Raw genomic sequence first — 21,537 nt, 5'->3', positions numbered from 1 at the left:
CCTAAAATCCGGTGTAAGCATCAGGAATGCTGTGCCAGCATGCCACGAAATCGCGATAGCGCCAGAGCCAGAAACAACACACCCATTATGCTCATCATCAAAATTTTCGGCCAGACAATATCCAGACCGGCATTGCGAAAGAGCACATCCTGACTAAACTGAGTAAATTGAGTTTCCGGTGAAAACCAAGTTATATACTGAAAAACTGCCGGCATACTTTCCAATGGCGATTCAGAGCCCGAAAGTAAACGCATTACCACATAAATCGGCAAACATAACAAACCAAACTGCGGCATGGTAGGAGCCAGCGTTGCAAACCAGATACCCAGAGACGCCACAGAAAACAAATAAATAAACATGCCCATACTAAATAAAAATATTGAGCCGTTTATCGGGATATGCAGCCAGCCCTGAATAACCAGCCATAAAGACAGCAGAGAAGCAATTGAGATAACCGCACCATTAGCAAAAATCTTGGCCATCACAATTTCACTGGGTCGTACCGGCATAACCAGCAACTGTTCAATCGTACCATGCTCTTTCTCACGGATTACCGCGGCACCGACCAGAATAATCGCCAGTAAAGTAAGATTGGATACCACATTCATCGTAGCGATAAACCATGAGGATTCACCATTGGGATTAAACTGAATATTTAACACCGGCGTAACCGGAGATAACTTCACTGCAGACTGCTGATGTAAAAAAGAACGTGTCTGTGCATCAATTATCTGGCTTAAATAATTAAAACCTATACCAGCCTGAGTTACTGACGTTGCATCAGCCAGCACCTGAATGGTAGGAGACCGTCCTGCGACCACATCGCGTTCAAAATTGGCCGGAATATCCAGTACAAAGACATAATCACCTTTATCCATAGCCGCATCAATTTCTTCACGCTTTACTTCTACCGGCTGTTTAAAATAAGGTTCCAGCAAAGAATCACGAATTTGGTAAGACAAAACACTGTGATCAGCATCCATAATGGCAACTGAAGCATGGCGCACTTCGGTAGTAATACTGGTTGCAACTGAGTAAATGGCTAAAGACAGCACGACTACCATTAATGCAATTAAAACCACATCACTCAGCAGGCTTTTCAGCTCCTTTACACTCAGCACCCATACATTTTTAAACCATTGCAGCATCTATACCTCCTGCTTCTTCAGTAAGCAGCCGGCCAGAAAAACGTATACCAGACAAAATACCATTAATATCAAGTAATAATTAATAAAGTCCAGAAAGCCTAAGCCTTTAGTAAAACCGCCTAAACTGATTAACTGATACCATGCAGTCGGGAAGCTCCAGCCAAACCAATAATTAACCCCGCTGAGTGTAGACAGCGGATACAGCAGACCGGAAAAATTCAGCGCTGGAATTAATGATAAGATTGCCGAACCGAAAATGGCAGCCACCTGCGACTTTACAAAGCTGGAAATCAATAAACCGAAAGCTGTCGCTGCAAATATCAATGCCAGTGCACCCAGACTCATCGCCAGAAAACTGCCACGCACCGGCACACCCAATGCCACTACGGCCAGCCATACAAGAATCAGATAGCTGAGAAAAGAAACAAAAACATACGGAAGCTGTTTACCAATCAGAAACTGTCTAACCGATGCGGGGGAAGTATACAAATTAGTAATTGAACCGATTTCCCGTTCTCTGACTACCCCGAGAGCTGTCATCATTACCGGTATCAGCATCATTGCCATCATAATCATACCCGGGGTGATTGCAAAAATACTTTTAAAATCCTGATTATAAACATAGCGCGGCGCGATCTGCGCAGCCGGCTTTAGAGAGATCGGCAAACCTGTTTCAGTCCATTTCATCGCAGTATAGTTATTTAGTGTCGATAAAATAAAACTTTTAATATTTTCTGCCATAAACGGCATCGTACCATCAACATAAAAGCCCACTTCCGGCTTATTACCACGCAACAGATCACGACCAAAATGCGGCGGGATATCAATCACCATTCTGGCATTGGAAACCTTAAGCGTATTATCAATCTCAGCAGCACTGTGAAGATTGCCAGTGAAAGTAAAATAACGTGAACCTTGAAATTGCTCAATCAAAGCACGACTTTCTACCGTCTGGTCTCGATCTATTACCGCAAATTTCACATGCTCAACATCAAAAGATACTGACCATGCAGCCATCATCATTAACACCACCGGTCCGAACAGAGCAAAGAATAAACGAATCTTATCCCGCAGTAATTCCTTGCCTTCGCGTACAGCAAATGTCCATATAGTCTGTAGCCAGTAAGCCAGGCTATCCACATCCGTTGTTTTACCCGAAGATTGACCAAATCCGTTTTCATGCGCGGTGTTTGCGGTTTCTTTTGTATCAGAGGCAGATACCTGAGATTTAGGCTGATTTTTATCTACAGCCTCCTGCAAATAATCAATAAATGCAGTTTCAAGATCATCTGTATCCTTACTTTCACATAGTTCTTCTGGTGTCCCGATAGCCAGAACCCGTCCCTGATGCATGAATGATATCCGGTCACAGCGCTCTGCTTCATTCATGAAATGCGTAGAGACAAAAATAGTAGTGCGATGATTTCGCGACAAATTTAGCAGATGATGCCAGAACATATCTCTGGCCACCGGATCAACCCCGGATGTCGGCTCATCTAGAATTAATACCTGAGGATGATGCAGACAGGCTGCTGCCAGCTGCAAACGCTGTCTGATACCCAGCGGCATTTCACTAGGCTGAATGTCTGCAAATTCAAACAGATCAAATTCCTGTAAAGACTGCTGAACAGAAGAATCAATCTGGGCAGCATCCATACGGTATAATCGGGCTGAAAGTACAAGATTCTGTCGTACCGTTAACTCTTCATATAAAGAAAACGACTGCGACATATAACCGATTTTCATCCGAGTCGTCATATCATTGGCATTAACCGTATGACCTAACAGCTCAGCAGAACCGGAGCTGGCATCCAGCAGCCCCGTCAGCATTTTCATGGTTGTTGATTTACCACAGCCATTCGAACCAAGAAAACCAAAAATCTCGCCCCGCTCAATCCTGAAACTAACATTATTAACGGCAATAAAATCACCAAAACGTTTGGTTAAATCCTTTGCCTCAATCGCCGGTGGAGAGTCTTTATCAGGAACAAACGGCGTTAGTTGCAGACTGCCCGATTTATTCTGCTTATTTTCAGGCAAAAGTTTGACATAAGCCTGTTCCAGCGTATCCGTATGAGTATCATCCAAAACCTGCTGAGTGGGCGCATTGACAATCAGATGACCATTATCCATTGCCAGCAGATATTCAAAGCGTTTCGCTTCATCAAAATATGCCGTGGCTACAATCACAGTCATATCCGGGTTTTCTGTCCGCAATTCATCAATCAACTGCCAGAACTGCCGACGGGATAACGGATCCACTCCGGTAGTTGGTTCATCCAGAATCAGTAATTCCGGATTGTGCACCAGCGCACAGCATAAACTTAATTTCTGTTTCATTCCACCGGAAAGCTTACCTGCCGGCCGGTCAGCAAAAGGTGATAATCCTGTCGCCTGCAACAAACGCGCAATACGTTCGTGACGCATACGTCCATGTAAGCCGAATAAACGAGCATGAAAATCAACATTTTCATTAACCGACAAAGTAGGATAAAGATTCTGACCAAGTCCTTGCGGCATAAACGCAATCCGATGGCTTAGCGACTGCCGGCTATGCTTGTCCGCCATACTGTCGCCAAATACCAGTATCTCGCCCTGCTGAATAATTTTTACACCGGCAATCAAAGACAGCAAAGTAGACTTACCTACCCCGTCCGGACCAATCAGACCCACCGTTGCACAGCGCCGGATTTGCAATGATACATCCTGCAATGCCTTCGTCTGACGGTACTGATGAAAAACATGGCGTAAATCTACAGCCCATTCTTCTCCTGTTACAGCCTGCTCTCTGGCCGTACTATCCATATCAGGCACCTTTGGCATATTGTTTTATACTGGGTAAATTTACCTGCCATTGCTGCGGCCATGCTTTATTGTTATCAAAACGGATATATCCATTACCTGTCAGCCCGCCCTTAAGCAGTCCACTGTATTTCAATGCAATCTCAGGCGGAATTTTCAGCTTAACCTTATACATCAGCTTTTGCCGTTCATTCTGAGTTTCTACAAACTTAGGCGTAAACTGAGCATTGGAATCAATAAAATCCACCTTAGCCGGCCAGACTGCACTCATTCCGTCCAGAACAATCCTTGCTTCATCTCCAAGCTTTAATTTTCCAATAGTATCTGTGGGTAAATACACCGACAGCGTCACATCAGACGGATCAAGTAATGACACAACTTTATTACCTTCACCCAGTACATTACCGGCCTCGGCAATACGATACTCTACACGCCCGGCTTTAGGCGCACGTATCAGCATATCGTTATTAGCAGAAGAAGTAGCATTAATCTGAGCCTGAGCCTGTTGTACTGCTGCCAGAGCCTCAGCGCGGGCTGCCTGAGCAGATTTAACTCTGGCTATTGCAGCATCACGTTCAGCCAGTCTCCGGCGTAATTCAGGTGAAGAAACCAGTTCATCTGATTTAAGCTGACGCGCATTATCCAGATCCATTTGAGCAACCTTATGTATCTGCTGCTGAGCGGCAATTTCTGCCTCTGCTTTAGAGACATTTTCCTGTGCACGCTTTTTATCAGCACGGGCAGCATCCAGCTTGCTACTGGTCTGATCAGATGAAAGCTCAGCCAGAACCTGATCTTTAGCGACTACATCACCTTCATCCACTTTCATTTCAATGACACGACCAGCATATAAAGTAGCCACATCCAGCCGTTTGAGTTCCATACGGCCATTACCGCCAGCAAAACCATCAGGTAAATCAGTATGGCTGCGCATATTAATCCACACTGCCAGTCCAGCTAATACCAATACCACCAACACAAACAACAGTTTTTTTGTTTTCATTTATTTTTCCCTGAACAAACTGTTTTATTGGTTCCGCATCACGAAACTCGCCATATCTTGCTCACACAATTTAACACATAAAATATCCATTCATTTCATCAATAACAATAGTTTACTATTACTGTTACATATTTGCGAAAATTGCGCCAAGCAAATTCTGAGTGCTAAACAACTAATTGCCACTTGTCAGCATTCTGTTTTTTTCTGACAATCAGAATACTGTTTTCAAGGAATCCGGATATGATTATCGTAATGCAGCGTCAGGCAACCGAAACACAGATCAGCAATGTCATCAGTTTTATCCGTGGACGCGGATTGCACGAACATTTATCCCGTGGCGCAGAACGCACCATCATCGGTGCTGTTGGTGATGAAAGAGTCTTCGAACCACGCGAACTAGAAGCACTTGCCGGCGTTGAAAAAGCCATGCGCATACTACAGGACTGGCGCATCATCAGCCGTGAAACTCAGCCCGAGGATACAGTTATCACCGTACGAGGACAGAACTTTGGCGGCAACCATTTTTATATAGTCGACAGCATGAGCGGCACCCGGCTTCCGCAAAGAGCTAATGTCTTTATCGATCCTTTTTATCAGGCATTTTCACCCTATTCGACAGTGCCGCAAACCAATATCAGCATGCAACAACAAATTAAGCAGGCACATGCAGCCAATAAACCCGTCTGGCTGCGTATCAGGGATGTGCGCCAGCTAGAACCGGCTTTACAGGCAGAAGCAGATATTATTTATCTGGGCGGAGAGTTAATGTCTAATCGCACCCTCCTTAACGAAGTAGGCTGTCTGAATATTCCGGTTGTACTCTGCAAAGACAAACATCATCAGGTAGATGAATGGTTGATTGCAGCTGAGCATATTGCCTTAAAGGGCAATCATCATCTGATGCTGGGTGAAGCAGGTACATTAAGTCTGGAGCGAAACGCTCCTTACCGGCTTGATGTAGAAGCCATTGTTAAAGCCAGACAGATTACTCATTTGCCCATTGTGGCCAATATTTCCCGCCTCGCTCATGCCTATATGGACAGTGCAACACTTATGCAACTGGCACAAGCTGCAGGAGCTCATATTGTCATACATTAACTGGACAATAAGTCCAAAACTAATAAATTTACAAAAACATATATTATTTATAAATTTAGACAAATTTAATCATTTATAATGTTAAATTTGTCTAAAACAAGTATAATATTGCGCAAAATATAAAATCTTTAGCATAAAATAAATTAATATAATCATATAACTAGCATTCTTTTCAAAATTAGCGCTTGCTTAACATCTATACCTGTTTTATCGTAAACACTCATTTAGCTAACCCAAACCTGCTATTCCGACTACCGGATGCAGAGCCAATAGATCATCACAATAAGTATATTCGCGTACCCTAAACCGCCGTTTACACTTATTAATCTTACCGGATGAAGATGCATTGGCAATGTATCAGTCGGACTACTAGAACATAAGAGGTTGATATGCAACTTTCAGGTGCACAAATACTCGTGCAGAGTCTTAAAGCCGAGAATGTAGAATATGTTTTCGGATATCCCGGCGGAGCAGTTCTCGAAATCTACGACGCCATCTTTCAATTAAAAAAATTCCGCCATATACTTGTCCGTCATGAGCAGGCTGCAGTTCATGCTGCTGATGCATACTCACGCGCCAGCAACGGAGAAAAAATCGGAGTCGCTCTGGTAACATCTGGTCCGGGTGCTACCAATGCCATAACCGGCATAGCCACCGCCAATTCCGATTCTGTCCCGCTCGTAGTCATATCCGGTCAGGTTGGCTCACCTGCTATCGGTACTGATGCCTTTCAGGAAGTCGATACTGTCGGCATTAGCCGCCCGTGTGTAAAACATAATTTTCTGGTTACCCACGTAAGTGAGCTGGCAGAAACAGTTAAAAAAGCCTTTCAGATTGCGCGTACCGGCCGACCCGGTGTAGTAGTGATTGATGTGCCTAAAGATGTGACCCAGGCAATGGCGAAATTCAGCTACCCGCAGGAAGACATCAATATCCGCTCCTACCAGCCCGTTACACAGGGACATACAGGTCAGATAAAAAAAGCAGCACAAGTGATGGCTGCAGCTAAACGACCAATTGTACTGTACGGCGGAGGCGTAATTCTGGGTAATGCCAGCAACATCCTTACCGATTTTATTCAGTCCACCGGTACACCCTGTGTCTCTACCCTGATGGGATTAGGCGCATTTCCTGCCACCAACCGTCAGTTTCTTGGCATGGTAGGTATGCATGGCAGCTACGAAGCTAATATTGCTTTACAAAATGCCGACGTAGTACTCGCTGTTGGTGCCCGTTTTGATGATCGTGTTATTTCTGTACCCGATAAATTCACTGACGATGGTAAAAAAATCATCCATATTGATATCGACCCATCCAGCATTGCCAAACGCGTAAAAGTAGACGTACCCATTGTTGGTGATGTTAAAAACGTTCTGGCTGATTTACTGGCCCTGTGGCAGAAGCAGAATCTGAACTTTAACAGTAATGCACTGGACAGATGGTGGAAAAACATCGAAAACTGGCGCAGCCGTAACAGCCTCTGGTTTGAAAGTTCAGATGAAATTATCAAACCTCAGCAAGTAATCCAGACACTGGCAAAACTGACCGACAACAATGCCCTCATCACATCGGATGTCGGTCAGCACCAGATGTTTACAGCACAATACTATCCATTCGTACGCCCGCGCCAGTGGCTCAACTCCGGCGGGCTGGGCACAATGGGCGTCGGATTACCTTATGCTATGGGTGCTAAACTGGCTAAACCGGAAGAAGACGTATTCTGTATTACCGGTGAAGGTTCTATACAAATGAATATCCAGGAACTTTCCACTTGTTATCAGTATCGTCTGCCGATTAAAGTGATCAATCTTAATAACGGCTTCCTTGGCATGGTTCGTCAGTGGCAGGAACTCTATTATGACAACCGCTATTCTGAAACCTATATGGAATCATTGCCTGACTTTGTCAAACTGGCTGAAGCCTATGGGCATGTTGGCATCAGAGTGGAAAAAGCAGCCGACATCGAAGGTGCACTGAAAGAAGCCATTGCACTCAAAGACAGACTGGTATTCATGGATTTCATTACCGACCGTACTCAGAATGTCTATCCCATGGTAGGCAATGGTAAAGGTCTGGATGAAATGGTATTACCGCCACATATGAGAGAAGAATAGCCGGAGCACATCATGAGACATATTTTATCCATTCTGATGGAAAATCAGGCCGGAGCCATGAGCCGTATTGTCGGTCTGTTTTCAGCCCGTGCTTACAATATCGATTCCCTGTCCGTATCTCCAACAGAAGACAAAACCCTGTCACGAATGACAATTGTCACCAGCGGTGATAACAAAGTAATGGAACAGATAACCAAGCAGCTTAATAAACTGATAGAAGTTATCAAAGTTATCGATCTGAACGATAGCAACTACGTTGAACGTGAATTAATGCTGGTTAAGCTGCGTGCTACCGGCAAGGATCGCGATGAAATACTGCGTCTGACCGATATCTTCCGCGGACACATCATTGATGTAACCGACAAAACCTATACAGTAGAAATCACCGGCACCAGCAGCAAACTAGATGCCTTTCTGGATACTGTGGGCAAAACACTTATTCTGGAAACCGTACGTACCGGTGCAGCAGGCATAGGTCGCGGCGAACGCATGTTACGTATTTAAGCCGGACATTTTTAAAGCATTATCCGACCTAAAAACATATTAAAACCCTGATTTTAAAATCAACACATTAAATTGAAGGAATAGCAATGCAAGTTTATTACGATAAAGACGCAGATCTCTCATTAATCAAAGGCAAAACCGTAGCCATCATCGGTTATGGCTCACAAGGTCATGCTCACGCTGCCAACCTGAAAGATTCAGGTGTAAACGTAATCGTCGGGCTGCGCAAAAGCGGTAATTCCTGGCATAAAGCAGTAAATGCCGGTCATGACGTACGGGAAGTTGCAGAAGCCACAAAAGCAGCCGACGTAGTGATGATTCTGACACCTGACGAATTTCAGCCGGCAGTTTATCAGAATGAAATCGCGCCTAATCTGAAAGACAATGCCACAGTAGCTTTTGCTCATGGTTTTAATATTCATTACAACCAGATTATTCCGGCCAAAAATCTTGACGTAGTGATGATTGCACCCAAAGGCCCTGGTCACACAGTACGCAGTGAATTCCTGAAAGGCGGTGGTGTGCCCAGCCTGATTGCAGTACATCAGGATGCAACCGGTCGTGCCCGCGACATCGCTTTATCCTATGCTGCCGCCAATGGCGGTACCAAAGGCGGCGTGATTCAGACAACCTTCAAAGAAGAAACTGAAACCGACCTTTTCGGCGAACAGGCCGTATTGTGCGGCGGGCTGGTTGAATTAATCAAAACCGGTTTTGAAACACTGGTAGAAGCAGGCTATGCTCCGGAAATGGCTTATTTTGAATGTTTGCACGAAATGAAACTGATCGTAGATTTAATCTACGAAGGCGGTATTGCAAACATGAACTACTCCATTTCCAATAATGCTGAATACGGCGAATACTTCACCGGCCCTCAAGTCGTAAATGAACATTCACGTCAGGCTATGCGCGAGGCATTAAAACGCATTCAGAATGGTGACTATGCCAAATCATTTATCGTAGAAGGTGCAACCAACTATCCATCAATGACTGCCCGCCGTCGTCAGAATGCTGATCATCCTATCGAAATCATTGGCAACCAGTTACGCAGCATGATGCCATGGATTGCCAAAAACAAACTGGTTGATCAGGATAAAAACTAATATAGCTGCTTAAGTCTGTTTGTAACAAAGCAAAAAGCTTGTGTATGCATTTTCATATACAAGCTTTTTTTAAACCCCGAATTCAAGAAAGAATATGACTACTCCACCCGCTCCGCAGTCTGAATCTGCAAACAAAATTACTCAGAACTCCCCTACCAAAGTAGCGATTGCCAGCCTCGTAGGTACAGCCGTAGAGTTTTACGACTTCTACATATACGGGCTTGCTGCTGCACTCGTATTAAGCGACCTGTTTTTTCCAACCAAGGATCGGGCAATTGCCATCATGTCCTCATTTCTTACTTTTGGAATAGCCTTTGTTGCCCGCCCTATTGGTGCCGGATTATTCGGACATTTTGGCGATAAAGTTGGCCGTAAAACCACCCTGATAGCATCATTACTGATAATGGGTATCAGTACAACCCTGATCGGTGTTCTGCCGACATATCAGCAGGCAGGTATTATTGCACCGGTTTGTTTATGCGTCCTGCGCTTTTGTCAGGGTCTTGGCTTAGGTGGTGAATGGGGCGGAGCCGCTTTACTGGCTACCGAAAATGCGCCCAGAGGTAAACGTGCTCTTTTTGCTATGTTTCCGCAAATTGGGCCTCCTATTGGATTCATTACTGCCAGCCTGATTTTCATTGTTTTATCCAAAAATCTTGATAATGCACAAATGATGTCGTGGGGCTGGCGTATCCCATTTTTACTGAGCATTGTTCTGGTTGGTCTGGGTATGTATGTTCGCATGTCCATTATTGAAAGTAATGCTTTTCGTACCATGGTTGCCAGACAGAGTGCTGTAAAAATCCCTCTGACTGACACTGTACGCAAACATTACAATCAGCTTATTTTAGGCTCTTTGGCCGCCACGTCGTGCTTTACTCTATTCTTTTTAACAACCGTATTTTCTTTGCAATATGCTACTACAAAGCATGAATGGCAAAATACAGCATTATTTAATAAAATTGAGTATTTATCCATTCTCATGGGTGCTATTGTATTTATGGCAGTCGGCTCCCCGATATCTGCATGGCTTTCAGACAGAATCGGTCGTCGCCCGGTATTTCTGATTGGTGGTATAGCCACAATCATAATCGGTTTCTTTTTTGGCGACTTAATCAATTCTTCCAGTGCCATTACAGCTGCCATTTTCTTATCCTCTGCACTGTTTATAATGGGTATCTTGTGGACACCTTTAGCGGCATTCTTACCAGAAATATTCCCTACCAACGTAAGATATACCGGTGCAGCTATCTCCTTCAGCTTTGGCGGTATTCTGGGCGGATCACTTACCCCATTTGCTGCAGCATGGATAGTTAAAACATATGGTTTACAGGGTACAGTATATATAGGATGGTTTCTGATTACCGCCTGTATACTTAGTATGATTGCAGTACTACTGCTACCAGAAACACATAAACAGGAAATTGAAAATTAAAACAGATAAAAAACCGATTTAACCAATCGGTTTTTTATCTTAGCGATTAATTCACATTAGTGTTAGCTTAATCTGTTTCCATAATAAATCTTTCTGCTAAAATACACATAAAAATACTATGTAGCAGATATCTAAAATGAGCATTATCAACAATAAAAAAGCATTTCACGATTACTTTATCGAAGAACAGATAGAAGCCGGAATTGTTCTTGAAGGCTGGGAAGTAAAGGCTATTCGTGCCGGACGAGTACAAATCAAAGAAAGCTATATCCAATGGAAAAAAGGTGCTTTTTATCTGGTTGGCAGTCACATTACTGCTTTACCCACCGCTTCCAATCATGTAAAACCCGATCCCGTACGGCAGCGAAAACTATTACTGAAACAATCAGAAATCAACAAACTGATAGGCAAAGTAGAACGCAGTGGTTATACCCTTGTGCCTGTTAACATGCATTACAGCCATGGTTATGTAAAAATCGATATGGGGTTAGCCAAAGGTAAAAAGCAGCATGACAAGCGCCAAAGCAGCAAAGAAAAAGACTGGAATCGTGAGAAACAACGCCTGCTTAAACAGACACGCTAAATCCTGGCAAATATTAATAATAAAACGGGAAATTAAATTCATTAATTTCCCGTATAAATAAAAAAATTAAACTAATTAAAGCATTTCTTTTTATCTGGTAAAATAATACAGCTAATAAACTCCAGAAAATCATATTTCATATAAACCAAATTAAATTAATCATAATCTATTATTAAATCAGTATTTTATATATCATCCTTTAACATCCATTCTTAATATAATAAATAGTTAAATTTAACTAGACATAAAAAAGTTAAATTATGTTAAACTTGTATTACTGTATCAATACAGGCAAGCATTATTAACAATACAGGGTGTGTAATGATGAAGAAAATCGGTCTGCTATCAATAATTTTATTGCTAAACGGCTGTATGACATTAAACGGAGATTACCGTCTCGTTGCATTGGATGAAAATGGTAACGACCTGGCACCTAAAGTACAAATGCTGGCTCAAGGAACAGGAATTTATCGCTCAAAAATTGTACTATGTAAGGCATTTCCTAAAGCCACAGTCCGGATTTACGACATCAGGACAAATGAAGAACTAAAAGGAAAAAGTCCGCGAAAATGCCGGTAAACATGAATTATTAAATAAATATTTTATTTACCATCAGACTCCATACTTAATTTAAGAAAACTGTTTATTCAAATTTTATGAATGGCCGACCACAAGATTTTAAAATCATGCATGAATGGTATTGTTGTTCAAGAGCCTATGCATTTATTTATTTATATTTTGGATCTGTAGGTGCTTATATTTGTTTTTTGTACCTAATGAATATATTATTTAAATGTCCAAACTTTAGCATAATAACAGTTTTACTTGCAGCAATTAGTACACTTTTTTTATGGAAACTCTTTAAAACTAAAAGAAATAATATTAAACAGGTTTACTTCACATCAAAAGACATTTATATAGAAGATAAAAAAATTGATATATCTTATCTTGAATCTGTTACATTGATTGAACAACCATACCCTAGTTTAAATAAAGCTCTATTTACGTTCTGCATAAAATTTACCAAAAACCCAGTAATTAAAGATGATGTATATTTTTACATGGCATTTGGTAATAGGCTATTTGAATGGAATGAAGATTATGACTATCAAAACCGCTTTATTACTATTCTGGAAACTATAGCAAAAGAACGAAGAGAGCTACTAAAAAACTCTGGTAAAGCATCTAATATATCTGAATGACAAGTTATTCATGCTGGTAGAATCTGAATAAGGAAAATAATATCTACCAACATATTTTTATTTAAAAATCAAATCACATAATCACTTTACTCATTGCATCTAATCATATAAAAATTGCTCCTGTGCACTTTAAATCACGTTGAATTTTATAATTTCACCAGACAAAAAAGTTAAATTATGTTAAAATAGTATTGCTACATCAATATAAGCAAACACCCTTACTAACATTCCATACCTGATTTAAGAAAACTGTATATTCAAATTTTATGAATGACCGATCCCAATATTTAAAAATCATGAAAGAATGGCATTGTTGTTCAAGATATCATGCATTTATTCATTTGTATTTTGGAGCTACGGGTGCTTATATTTGCCTTATGTACCTGTTAAATATAATATTAAAAGATCAACAGTTAAATATATTATTTGAAGATCAGATTTTAAACACATTAGTAGCTTTACTTGCAGCAATAAGTACTTTTTTTTTCTGGAAACTTTTTAAAGCTAAAAGAAAAAAAATTAAACAGGTTTATTTCACACCAAAAGCAATTTATATAGAAAACAAAAAAATAGATATATCTTATCTTAAATCAATTACATTTATTAAACTTAAATACCCTACTTATAATAGAGGGTCTACATTTAAGTTCTGCATAAGATTTACTGAAAACCGGGTAATTAAAGAAGATATATATTTTTACATGGAATTCGGTAAGCCATTTCGATGGAAGTATCAGGATTATAATTTTGAAGACTGTTTCATCACTATTCTGGAAGATTTAGCAAAAGAAAGAAGAGAGCTACTAAAAGATTCCGGTAAAGCGATCTAATTTTACTGAGAAAATAAGTTATTCATGCAGGTAGATTCTGAATAAGGAAAATAATATCCACCAACATATTTTTTAACTTATAAATCAATCCATATTACTAATTTACCTATTGCATCTAACCACATAAAAAACGCTCCTATACACTTTAAATCACATTGAATTTAATAATTTAACCAGATACAAAAAAGTTAAATTGTGTTAAAATTGTATAGCTCCATCAATATAAGCAAGCACTACTAACATTCCATACCTAATTTAAGAAAACTGAGTACTTAAATTTTATGAATGACCGATCCAGATATTTACAACTCATGCAAGAATGGCATTGTTGTTCAAATGATTATGCATATATTTATTTGTTTTTTACAGCTTTAAGTGCTTATGTTTGTTTTATATATCTATCAAATATATCATTTAAAGATCAAGATTTTTTTATCATATCAATAGCTTTATTTACAGCAGTAGTGACTTTTATTTTCTGGAAACTCTATAAAACCCAAAGAAAAAATATTAAACAAATTAATTTCTCATTAAAAGCAATTTATATAGAAGAAAAAAAAATAGACATCTGTTATCTTAAATCAATTACGTTTATTAATCATGTCTACTCTCCATATAAAGGGTCTACATGTAAATTCTGCATAAAATTTACTGAAAATCCAATAATTAAAGAAGAAATATATTTTTACATGGCATTTGGTAAATCATTTCAACGAAGATATCAGTATTATAACTTTGAAGACCGTTTTATCACTATACTGGAAACTTTAGCAAAAGAAAGAAGAGAGTTACTAAAAGATTCCGGTAAAGCAATCAAATATTTCTGAATAACAAATTATTCATGCTGGTAGAATCTGAATAAGAAAAATAATATCTACCAACATATTTTACTTAAAAATCAAACCACTTTACCTATTGCATCAAACTTTATAAAAATCTATCCTGTAAATTTTAAATCATGCAGAATCCCGGAAAGAGATTTTATGAATGACCAAGCACAAAATTTAAAAGTCATGCAAGAATGGAGAAGTGAATCTAAAAAATTTACCTCTAATAAACTTTTTGCACATATTAATTATTTCGTTTACTTTATTTATTTTTGTGCTTATTTGATTCCTTTCGTCTTTGGGCAATACTTTTGGTTTTGGTCAACAATACTTCTATTTGTAGTAATCCCTGCAGTTATTAAATTCAAAAAAACTAATGAATTAATTAAAAAGGTTCTTTTCACACCAGATGCAGTCTATGTAGAAAATGAAAAAATAGATATATCTTATCTGGAATCTATTGCATTTGTTCAGCATATAATCAAAGCTAATCCATTAATCTCCAGCGAGAATTATCCTGACAATATAAAAGCCTTTGAATTTGTTATGACATTTAATAAAAACTCAAACATAAAAGAAGATATACACTTTTATATACAATTTAGTGACGGAATTGAAGAAAATATCGCTGATTACGATTATCAAAACAACTTTATCAATATTCTGAAATCTTTTGCAAAAGAAAAAAGAGACTCATTAAAATGTGTGAGTACAGCAATATAACCACTAATATTCTGAGCAGATAACCTAAAATACAATCATATATCAATTTATTAAATATCTTTATCCAAACCTGATGTCTGGTTTTCAAAAACTGTTTTTTCCAGAACAAAGCACTTGCAGAAATAAAACCGGAAAAGTGTTAAAATAACTGGCTTCATACATAAAACCTGTCAAGAGCCTAGCATGAATCAGGATAAAATATTAATTCTCGATTTTGGTTCACAAGTAACCCAGCTTATCGCCCGACGCGTACGTGAAGCTCATGTTTATTGTGAATTACATTCATTTGACATGCCTATTGAAGATATCAAGGCATTCGCCCCTAAAGGCATTATCCTGTCCGGTGGTCCCAATTCAGTTTATGAATCAGACTATCAGGCTAACCCGGAAATACTCAATCTTGGTATACCCATTCTTGGCATCTGTTATGGCATGCAATGGCTGGCACATACCATGGGCGGCGAAGTCAGCGGTGGCGATCAGCGCGAATTCGGTTATGCTCAGGTACATACAGAAGATAGCCAGTTTACCAATGGCATTTTTGATAACCAGCCTAACACACTGGATGTGTGGATGAGCCATGGCGATAAAGTAAGCAAACTGCCAGAAGGATTTAAAAGTATCGGTCATACACCAAGCTGTCCGTATGCCATCATTGAAAACTCGCACAAGCACTTTTACGGAGTTCAGTTTCATCCTGAAGTTACCCATACCAAACAGGGACGTGAACTAATCAACCGCTTTGTACTTGATATCTGTCAGGCCAAACCCAGCTGGACTATGCCTAACTATATCGAAGAAGCCATTATCAAAATTCGCGAACAGGTTGGTTCCGATGAAGTTATTCTTGGCCTTTCCGGCGGAGTAGATTCATCCGTAGCTGCTGCACTGATTCATCGCGCCATTGGCGACCAGCTCACCTGCGTATTCGTAGATCATGGTCTGTTACGCTATCAGGAAGCGCAAATGGTCATGGATATGTTCGGCAAAAACCTTGGCGTCAATGTGATTCACGTTGATGCCTCGGCCGATTTTCTCACCAAACTTGCTGGTGAAACCGATCCTGAACGTAAACGTAAAATCATCGGAGCCGAATTTGTCGAAGTCTTTCAGCAAGAAGCCGGCAAACGTCAAAATGCAAAATGGCTGGCACAAGGCACCATCTACCCTGATGTAATCGAAAGCGCCGGTGCTAAAACCAAAAAAGCACATGCCATTAAAAGCCACCATAATGTTGGTGGTCTGCCCGAAACCCTTAATCTGCAATTGCTGGAACCACTGCGTGATTTGTTCAAAGATGAAGTACGCGAACTGGGCGTTGCACTGGGATTACCTCGTGATATGGTTTACCGTCACCCCTTCCCCGGTCCTGGCCTGGGCGTGCGGATTCTGGGTGAAGTAAAACGCGAATACGCCGATCTACTGCGCCGTGCCGACCATATATTCATTGAAGAGTTGCGTAATACCTGCGATGAAGACGGTGTATCCTGGTATGATAAAACCAGCCAGGCTTTTGCTGTATTCCTGCCGGTAAAATCCGTAGGTGTAATGGGAGACGGTCGCTCCTATGAATACGTAGTAGCCCTGCGAGCAGTAATTACCAGCGATTTCATGACAGCACACTGGGCCCACCTGCCTTACGACCTGCTCGGTCGTGTTTCCAATCGCATCATCAACGAAGTACGCGGCATTAACCGTGTCGTTTACGATGTCAGCGGCAAACCGCCAGCCACTATTGAGTGGGAATAGAAATTTAGTTTTTATTAACTCCTAATATTCTTCCTTAAAACCAGTTATATCAATAGATTAGCTGGTTTTATTTGTTAAAGCTTGATAATATCCACTACTATTTTTTATCGTAAATTAAACGGTAAAAAACTTAATATGTTCAGAAAATGCCAATATTATTATTTCTGTGCCTTTGTTGAAGTGAAAAATTTGGATAATACCTTCTTCTTACCGATTCTTCTTTTATCAGTAGTTATATATTGGGATTGATTGTCGATAGCAAAAAAGGAAATAAAGTTGCTATTACCGATAAACAGTTTCAAGTGGCTTACCACAAACATTCCAGAAATCTCCTGCATTAGTCGGTACTGTTTGAAATTACCAGAGTATTAGGCTAAATGTAGATGAAGTACAAAGTTTTCAATCATAAAAAACTGGCAAACAGCACCTATTAATTAAGCTGCCTTATTCAAAGTATTTTTTGGCATTAAAAGTGGTAGACCTAGAGAAACAACGAGATTAGACAGAACTAGAGTAATTAATGCTGTTAACAATACTTTAGCGATCGCTGAAGAACAAAATGAGAAGTTAATTAATAAACCAACTTTAAAACAGGCAATGACTTATTGGGATAATCATTGTAGTGCTATAGGGTTAACAGATAAATTAAAATCTCACAGTTTATGGTATACATTTACTCAGGATTTAATGCAATATTACAAAGCTAAAAGGGATTCAGAAAAGGAAGTCATGGCTATGGTTTCTATGGACTTAGGTCATAGTGATGGAAGATGACGCTATATTAAGCTGGTTTATGGCAATACAGGAGAAGAACAATGAGCAAAATTTTAGTCCGTATAACTAAAATAATGGAAAAAAACAGGCTTAAAGAGAGCCACTATCTATTTACATATCAAGCAAAATACCTTCCCTAAGCAGTTCAAGATAGGTCAACGAGCCGTTGCCTGGTTAGATAGTGATATTGATGCCTGGATTGATGAACATTTGGCTAAAATGGAGGTAGACTGTAAATAGCTAATTAATTAGTTAGATTTAGATTGTAAAAAAGTAGTGCTACAGTTTGTAGTACTACTTCTTGAAATATTTATAACTATTATTTGCTATGTTTATTATTATAGTATACATCTATTTGGTATGAAGTCCTGCCTCAAAAATAATAAATGATCCTTCATTATTTATTTGCATTTTATCTATTACTGTTTTTTTGATATATATATTATTATTATCTTCTATAACTAAATATTCAAAATAATTTTCTGATAACATTAGATCTGATAAAGATAAACTAAATCCATTTTTTATTAATTCAATCCTTATTGGATCATCAGTGCCATATTTTATTTTTTTAAAGAAATTATCATCAATTAAACCAAATTCATATAATATGTCGACAAACTTAAATATATTATTATCTAAAAAATCCTCTTCTTCCTTTATTCTTAATATAGCTAAATTAATTTTTTCTTTTTCTGTTTTAATTTTAATATCTGTATAATTTTGTATATGTTCAGGCATGTCATTTAGTGCCATATCGCCCCATTTTCCTACATAAACAATGGTATTCTCTACAGGCAAATTATTCCAATAATATAGCATTCTTTGTACCATTTCATTCATGGATAATCTTTCTATTTTCCAATCAATAAGCATTGCATAGAAAGTTTGAGCAGCTGTTTTTTTTAGCCGAGATAATAATCCTTTCTTTTCATTTTTTTCTATCTCCTCAAAAAAAATGCTTTCAGATATAAAGCAGTCTACAATTACTTTTAATAAAGTATTAGAGTCTTTAATAGGTTGGCTAAAGTCAGTAGTAAATTTATCTAATTTATCTTGTATGATTGATTCTTTATCAAAAATATCTATTTCTTGTACATCATGAGAAAATAATAAATATCCAATTTTAGTTGTTGCATATTTTTCTTTATAGTTGTCGATAATGCCATTTTCTACATTTTCAAGTTGAGAAATTGTTTTTTTAAATTGAAATTTATTCATATCGGTTATTTTAGTATTAAGTAATAGCTCATTTTTTACATCATCTTTTTGAGTTTTTTGGACACTCATTACATTTTCTACAAAGTTCTCTAGATTAGCATTAGATCTAACAAATCCTTCAGAGCCAACAACATAAATTTTAGGTGCCAATTTCTTGATCGATTCGTCAGAAATTGTACCGAAAACCTCACTAAATCTATTCACTCGCCCAATTAAATTTTTGAATTGTGATGGTGATAGTTGGTGTTTTCCCTTCTGATTACTTAATAAAAACAATGTATCTATTGGTAAATTAACACCCTCAAGTAAAGTAGAACTAGAAACTAAGTATTTTAAATTTTCCGAATAATTAAAAAGATTCTCTATATATAATCTAATCGTATCCGGAACAGAGCCATGATGGTATACAACCCCTTTTTCTAGACAATCTATTAATAGATATTGTCCATTAATATTTTTTGCTAACTCTTTACATGCTTCCTGTAGAATAGGGCAATTAATTACAGGTAAGGTTTTAGCAAAATCAACAGCAAATTCTTGTAATTTTTTAGGTGAATTTACATATATTATATTTTTAGAAGTAGAAGCCTGAGTAATCAAATCAACATGATTTTTATATTCTGAAGGGTAATTAAAAAATTGATTTAAAAATTGATCATAAAAAAAACTACATTCTTTTCTTTCTCTAAAATCAATTAAATATAAACATTCTGATTTTACATACTCATCAATTTTAAAATATTCAGCTTTATATTGAGTATAACGTAATTTTAAGTTATTAACATTGACTAAAAAGGGAGTTAAAAACTTAAAGGCAACATTTATATTACGATGCTCTAATATACAAATAGCTGAAGCTAATAATCTGCTTCTTGGATCGTCATCTAATAAATTATGAGCCTCATCAATAAATACAATATCAAATGAAAACTCTGGGTTAGAATTTAATAACCTATATAATCTCTCTTGAGTTAACACAAAAACAGCAGAACTTTCATCATTAACATTATACATTTCATGATGGATAACAATTTTTTTAATCCAAGTTATATTCTCGTTAAGGATTCTTTTCCTAGTTTGGGCTAATAGTGCTTTAGTAGGAACAATAATACATATTTTCCTATTATTATTTTGTTTTAGTGATTTTAATATTAATTCTGATTTTCCATAAGATGTAGGTGCTATAATAGCAAGAGAATTTTTTTCTTTTTCCTTGAAGAAATTATTCAATAAAAATTGTTGTTCAGTAAATACAATATTATTGTTTTTGAAAGTATCTATATGACTCTGAATAAATGTATTAAAAAATGAATTCTCATAATTATTTAATTCATTAATTAAATTTGCTACAGGCATTAAACCATTATTTAATGCTAACTCATAGATTGGTTTATAGTCTTTAGTCTCTATGCTATATAATAAGGCTATTCTATATCCTAATCTTTGAAGATTTTCATCTTCATGGTTAATAAGTACAATCGCGATTGAAAGTAGCTTCACTTTTTCTTCATCTGTGATGCTTTTTTCTAATAATAGTTTTTTGTATAGATCTGAAAAAGAGGTGTGTTTTAATCGATTAATCGTAAGCTGTTTTGCTGGTGTCTTCATTTTGATTCACCTGTAAAAAAATCTACAACTTTTTTATAAGTATTTTTTTGAATTGATAATACAATTAATTTTTTAAATTCATTTTGTCTTTCTTGATTTTCTGAAAATTCTTTTGGAATTGATTGATCAATAGGGTTTTTTACATTTTCAAATAAAACTGATACTAAAATTACATTATTATCTTTACTATTAGATTCGTTTTTAGATATTAATACAATTTCTTCTTCCAATATCTCTTCTATGACCTTTTTATAGTCTTTATTATCCTCAATAGCTATTTTTGCAGAATTTATTGCATTATCCCAAAATGTCTGCTCTTGCTCATTTAATCGTTTTTTTAAATCATAAAAAGCTGCGCTTAATAAAGCTTTTGTCGTTTCATTACAACATTTACTTTGATGTAGCTCCCCTGCTTTTACTTCTGTAATCCAAACTTCTTTTAAATTGTTCTCATACAATAAAACATCAAATCCTTTTCTAATACTTTTTTCTTCCATATTAAAATAAGGAGAAATTGTTTGGAATTTTGGAAATAATTCCAATATAAGTATGTGTACTAAAAGCTCCCCTATCATACCTTTTTTAGTTTCAATAGATTTACTATTAAAACGATCCATAAAATTTTTTAGTGTTGTTTTATAGTTATAAGCTCTAGATAAATTATTAGCTTTTGCTGCACCATAACAAACAGTAGTTAAATGTAGTCTAATTATTTCCTTAAATTCATCAGAAAAATTATATATATAGCATGCAGCATAATTATCTTTATGAATAAAATTAATGCCATCTATTTGCTTGCACACTTTAAAGACT

At 37.7% G+C, this 21,537-nt stretch carries 17 protein-coding genes and 2 pseudogenes; 14 read left to right on the top strand and 5 right to left on the bottom strand.

The annotated features are described in order from the left end of the window. Positions 1–20: 20 nt before the first annotated feature. The 3 genes from H3T75_RS04085 to H3T75_RS04075 are packed head-to-tail and all read right to left on the bottom strand — an operon-like array spanning position 21 to position 4,953. A complete protein-coding gene (locus tag H3T75_RS04085; protein ID WP_232339903.1) occupies positions 21–1,148 on the bottom strand; it encodes an ABC transporter permease in 1,128 nt (375 codons plus the stop codon). Then, entirely contained in the window at positions 1,149–3,971 is a 2,823-nt protein-coding gene (gene rbbA, locus H3T75_RS04080; protein ID WP_232339902.1) for a ribosome-associated ATPase/putative transporter RbbA, read from the bottom strand. It lies immediately after the preceding gene. Next, the gene (locus H3T75_RS04075) at positions 3,955–4,953 is read right to left on the bottom strand and encodes an HlyD family secretion protein (RefSeq protein WP_198211109.1); all 999 of its coding nucleotides are present in this window, start codon (positions 4,951–4,953) and stop codon (positions 3,955–3,957) included. Before H3T75_RS04075 ends, rbbA begins: the two co-directional genes overlap by 17 nt. Before the next feature lie 240 nt (positions 4,954–5,193). Between H3T75_RS04075 and H3T75_RS04070 the strand changes: the two genes are divergently transcribed. The 14 genes and pseudogenes from H3T75_RS04070 to H3T75_RS11025 all read left to right on the top strand — a co-directional run. Continuing rightward, positions 5,194–6,051 (top strand): chorismate mutase, encoded by an 858-nt coding sequence (locus tag H3T75_RS04070; RefSeq protein ID WP_198211108.1) that lies wholly within the window; start codon positions 5,194–5,196, stop codon positions 6,049–6,051. 389 nt (positions 6,052–6,440) lie between these two features. After that, a complete protein-coding gene (gene ilvB, locus H3T75_RS04065; RefSeq protein WP_198211107.1) occupies positions 6,441–8,165 on the top strand; it encodes a biosynthetic-type acetolactate synthase large subunit in 1,725 nt (574 codons plus the stop codon). A 12-nt stretch (positions 8,166–8,177) separates the two neighbouring features. Then, positions 8,178–8,669, top strand: a complete 492-nt coding sequence (gene ilvN, locus H3T75_RS04060; RefSeq protein WP_025331818.1) for an acetolactate synthase small subunit — start codon at positions 8,178–8,180, stop codon at positions 8,667–8,669. Positions 8,670–8,755: 86 nt separating this feature from the next. Continuing rightward, the gene (gene ilvC, locus H3T75_RS04055; protein WP_025330776.1) at positions 8,756–9,772 is read left to right on the top strand and encodes a ketol-acid reductoisomerase; all 1,017 of its coding nucleotides are present in this window, start codon (positions 8,756–8,758) and stop codon (positions 9,770–9,772) included. Positions 9,773–9,866: 94 nt separating this feature from the next. Continuing rightward, entirely contained in the window at positions 9,867–11,207 is a 1,341-nt protein-coding gene (locus H3T75_RS04050; protein WP_198211106.1) for an MFS transporter, read from the top strand. 136 nt (positions 11,208–11,343) lie between these two features. Continuing rightward, a complete protein-coding gene (gene smpB / locus H3T75_RS04045) occupies positions 11,344–11,790 on the top strand; it encodes an SsrA-binding protein SmpB (protein WP_025330778.1) in 447 nt (148 codons plus the stop codon). A 321-nt stretch (positions 11,791–12,111) separates the two neighbouring features. Next, complete coding sequence (locus tag H3T75_RS04040; RefSeq protein ID WP_084586369.1) at positions 12,112–12,369, top strand: hypothetical protein; 258 nt, start codon at positions 12,112–12,114, stop codon at positions 12,367–12,369. A gap of 107 nt (positions 12,370–12,476) precedes the next feature. Further along, entirely contained in the window at positions 12,477–12,992 is a 516-nt protein-coding gene (locus H3T75_RS04035) for a hypothetical protein (RefSeq protein WP_198211105.1), read from the top strand. A 296-nt stretch (positions 12,993–13,288) separates the two neighbouring features. Continuing rightward, the gene (locus H3T75_RS04030) at positions 13,289–13,822 is read left to right on the top strand and encodes a hypothetical protein (protein ID WP_198211104.1); all 534 of its coding nucleotides are present in this window, start codon (positions 13,289–13,291) and stop codon (positions 13,820–13,822) included. A 311-nt stretch (positions 13,823–14,133) separates the two neighbouring features. Further along, positions 14,134–14,649: a hypothetical protein gene (locus H3T75_RS04025; protein WP_198211103.1), complete on the top strand. Its 516-nt coding sequence runs from the start codon at positions 14,134–14,136 to the stop codon at positions 14,647–14,649. A 156-nt stretch (positions 14,650–14,805) separates the two neighbouring features. Then, positions 14,806–15,372 carry a hypothetical protein gene (locus H3T75_RS04020; RefSeq protein WP_198211102.1) on the top strand — a complete coding sequence of 189 codons (567 nt, stop codon included), beginning with the start codon at positions 14,806–14,808 and terminating at the stop codon, positions 15,370–15,372. A 183-nt stretch (positions 15,373–15,555) separates the two neighbouring features. Continuing rightward, complete coding sequence (guaA, locus tag H3T75_RS04015; RefSeq protein ID WP_198211101.1) at positions 15,556–17,121, top strand: glutamine-hydrolyzing GMP synthase; 1,566 nt, start codon at positions 15,556–15,558, stop codon at positions 17,119–17,121. Between the two features lie 462 nt (positions 17,122–17,583). Then, a pseudogene (locus tag H3T75_RS11030) lies at positions 17,584–17,895 on the top strand (integrase domain-containing protein); the annotation flags it as partial. A gap of 90 nt (positions 17,896–17,985) precedes the next feature. Continuing rightward, a pseudogene (locus tag H3T75_RS11025) lies at positions 17,986–18,135 on the top strand (helix-turn-helix transcriptional regulator); the annotation flags it as partial. A gap of 111 nt (positions 18,136–18,246) precedes the next feature. Here the strand turns inward: H3T75_RS11025 and H3T75_RS04000 are convergent. Next, the gene (locus H3T75_RS04000) at positions 18,247–20,724 is read right to left on the bottom strand and encodes a DEAD/DEAH box helicase (RefSeq protein WP_198211100.1); all 2,478 of its coding nucleotides are present in this window, start codon (positions 20,722–20,724) and stop codon (positions 18,247–18,249) included. Then, positions 20,721–21,527 carry a hypothetical protein gene (locus tag H3T75_RS03995; protein ID WP_198211099.1) on the bottom strand — a complete coding sequence of 269 codons (807 nt, stop codon included), beginning with the start codon at positions 21,525–21,527 and terminating at the stop codon, positions 20,721–20,723. The genes H3T75_RS04000 and H3T75_RS03995 overlap by 4 nt, the downstream gene beginning before the upstream one ends. Positions 21,528–21,537 lie beyond the last annotated feature (10 nt).

It is taken from the genome of Snodgrassella sp. W8135 (assembly GCF_016101225.1).
Classification (GTDB): domain Bacteria; phylum Pseudomonadota; class Gammaproteobacteria; order Burkholderiales; family Neisseriaceae; genus Snodgrassella; species Snodgrassella alvi.
The sequence above is the reverse complement of the archived record's forward strand: the minus strand, read 5'-3'. Positions and strand labels throughout refer to the sequence as shown.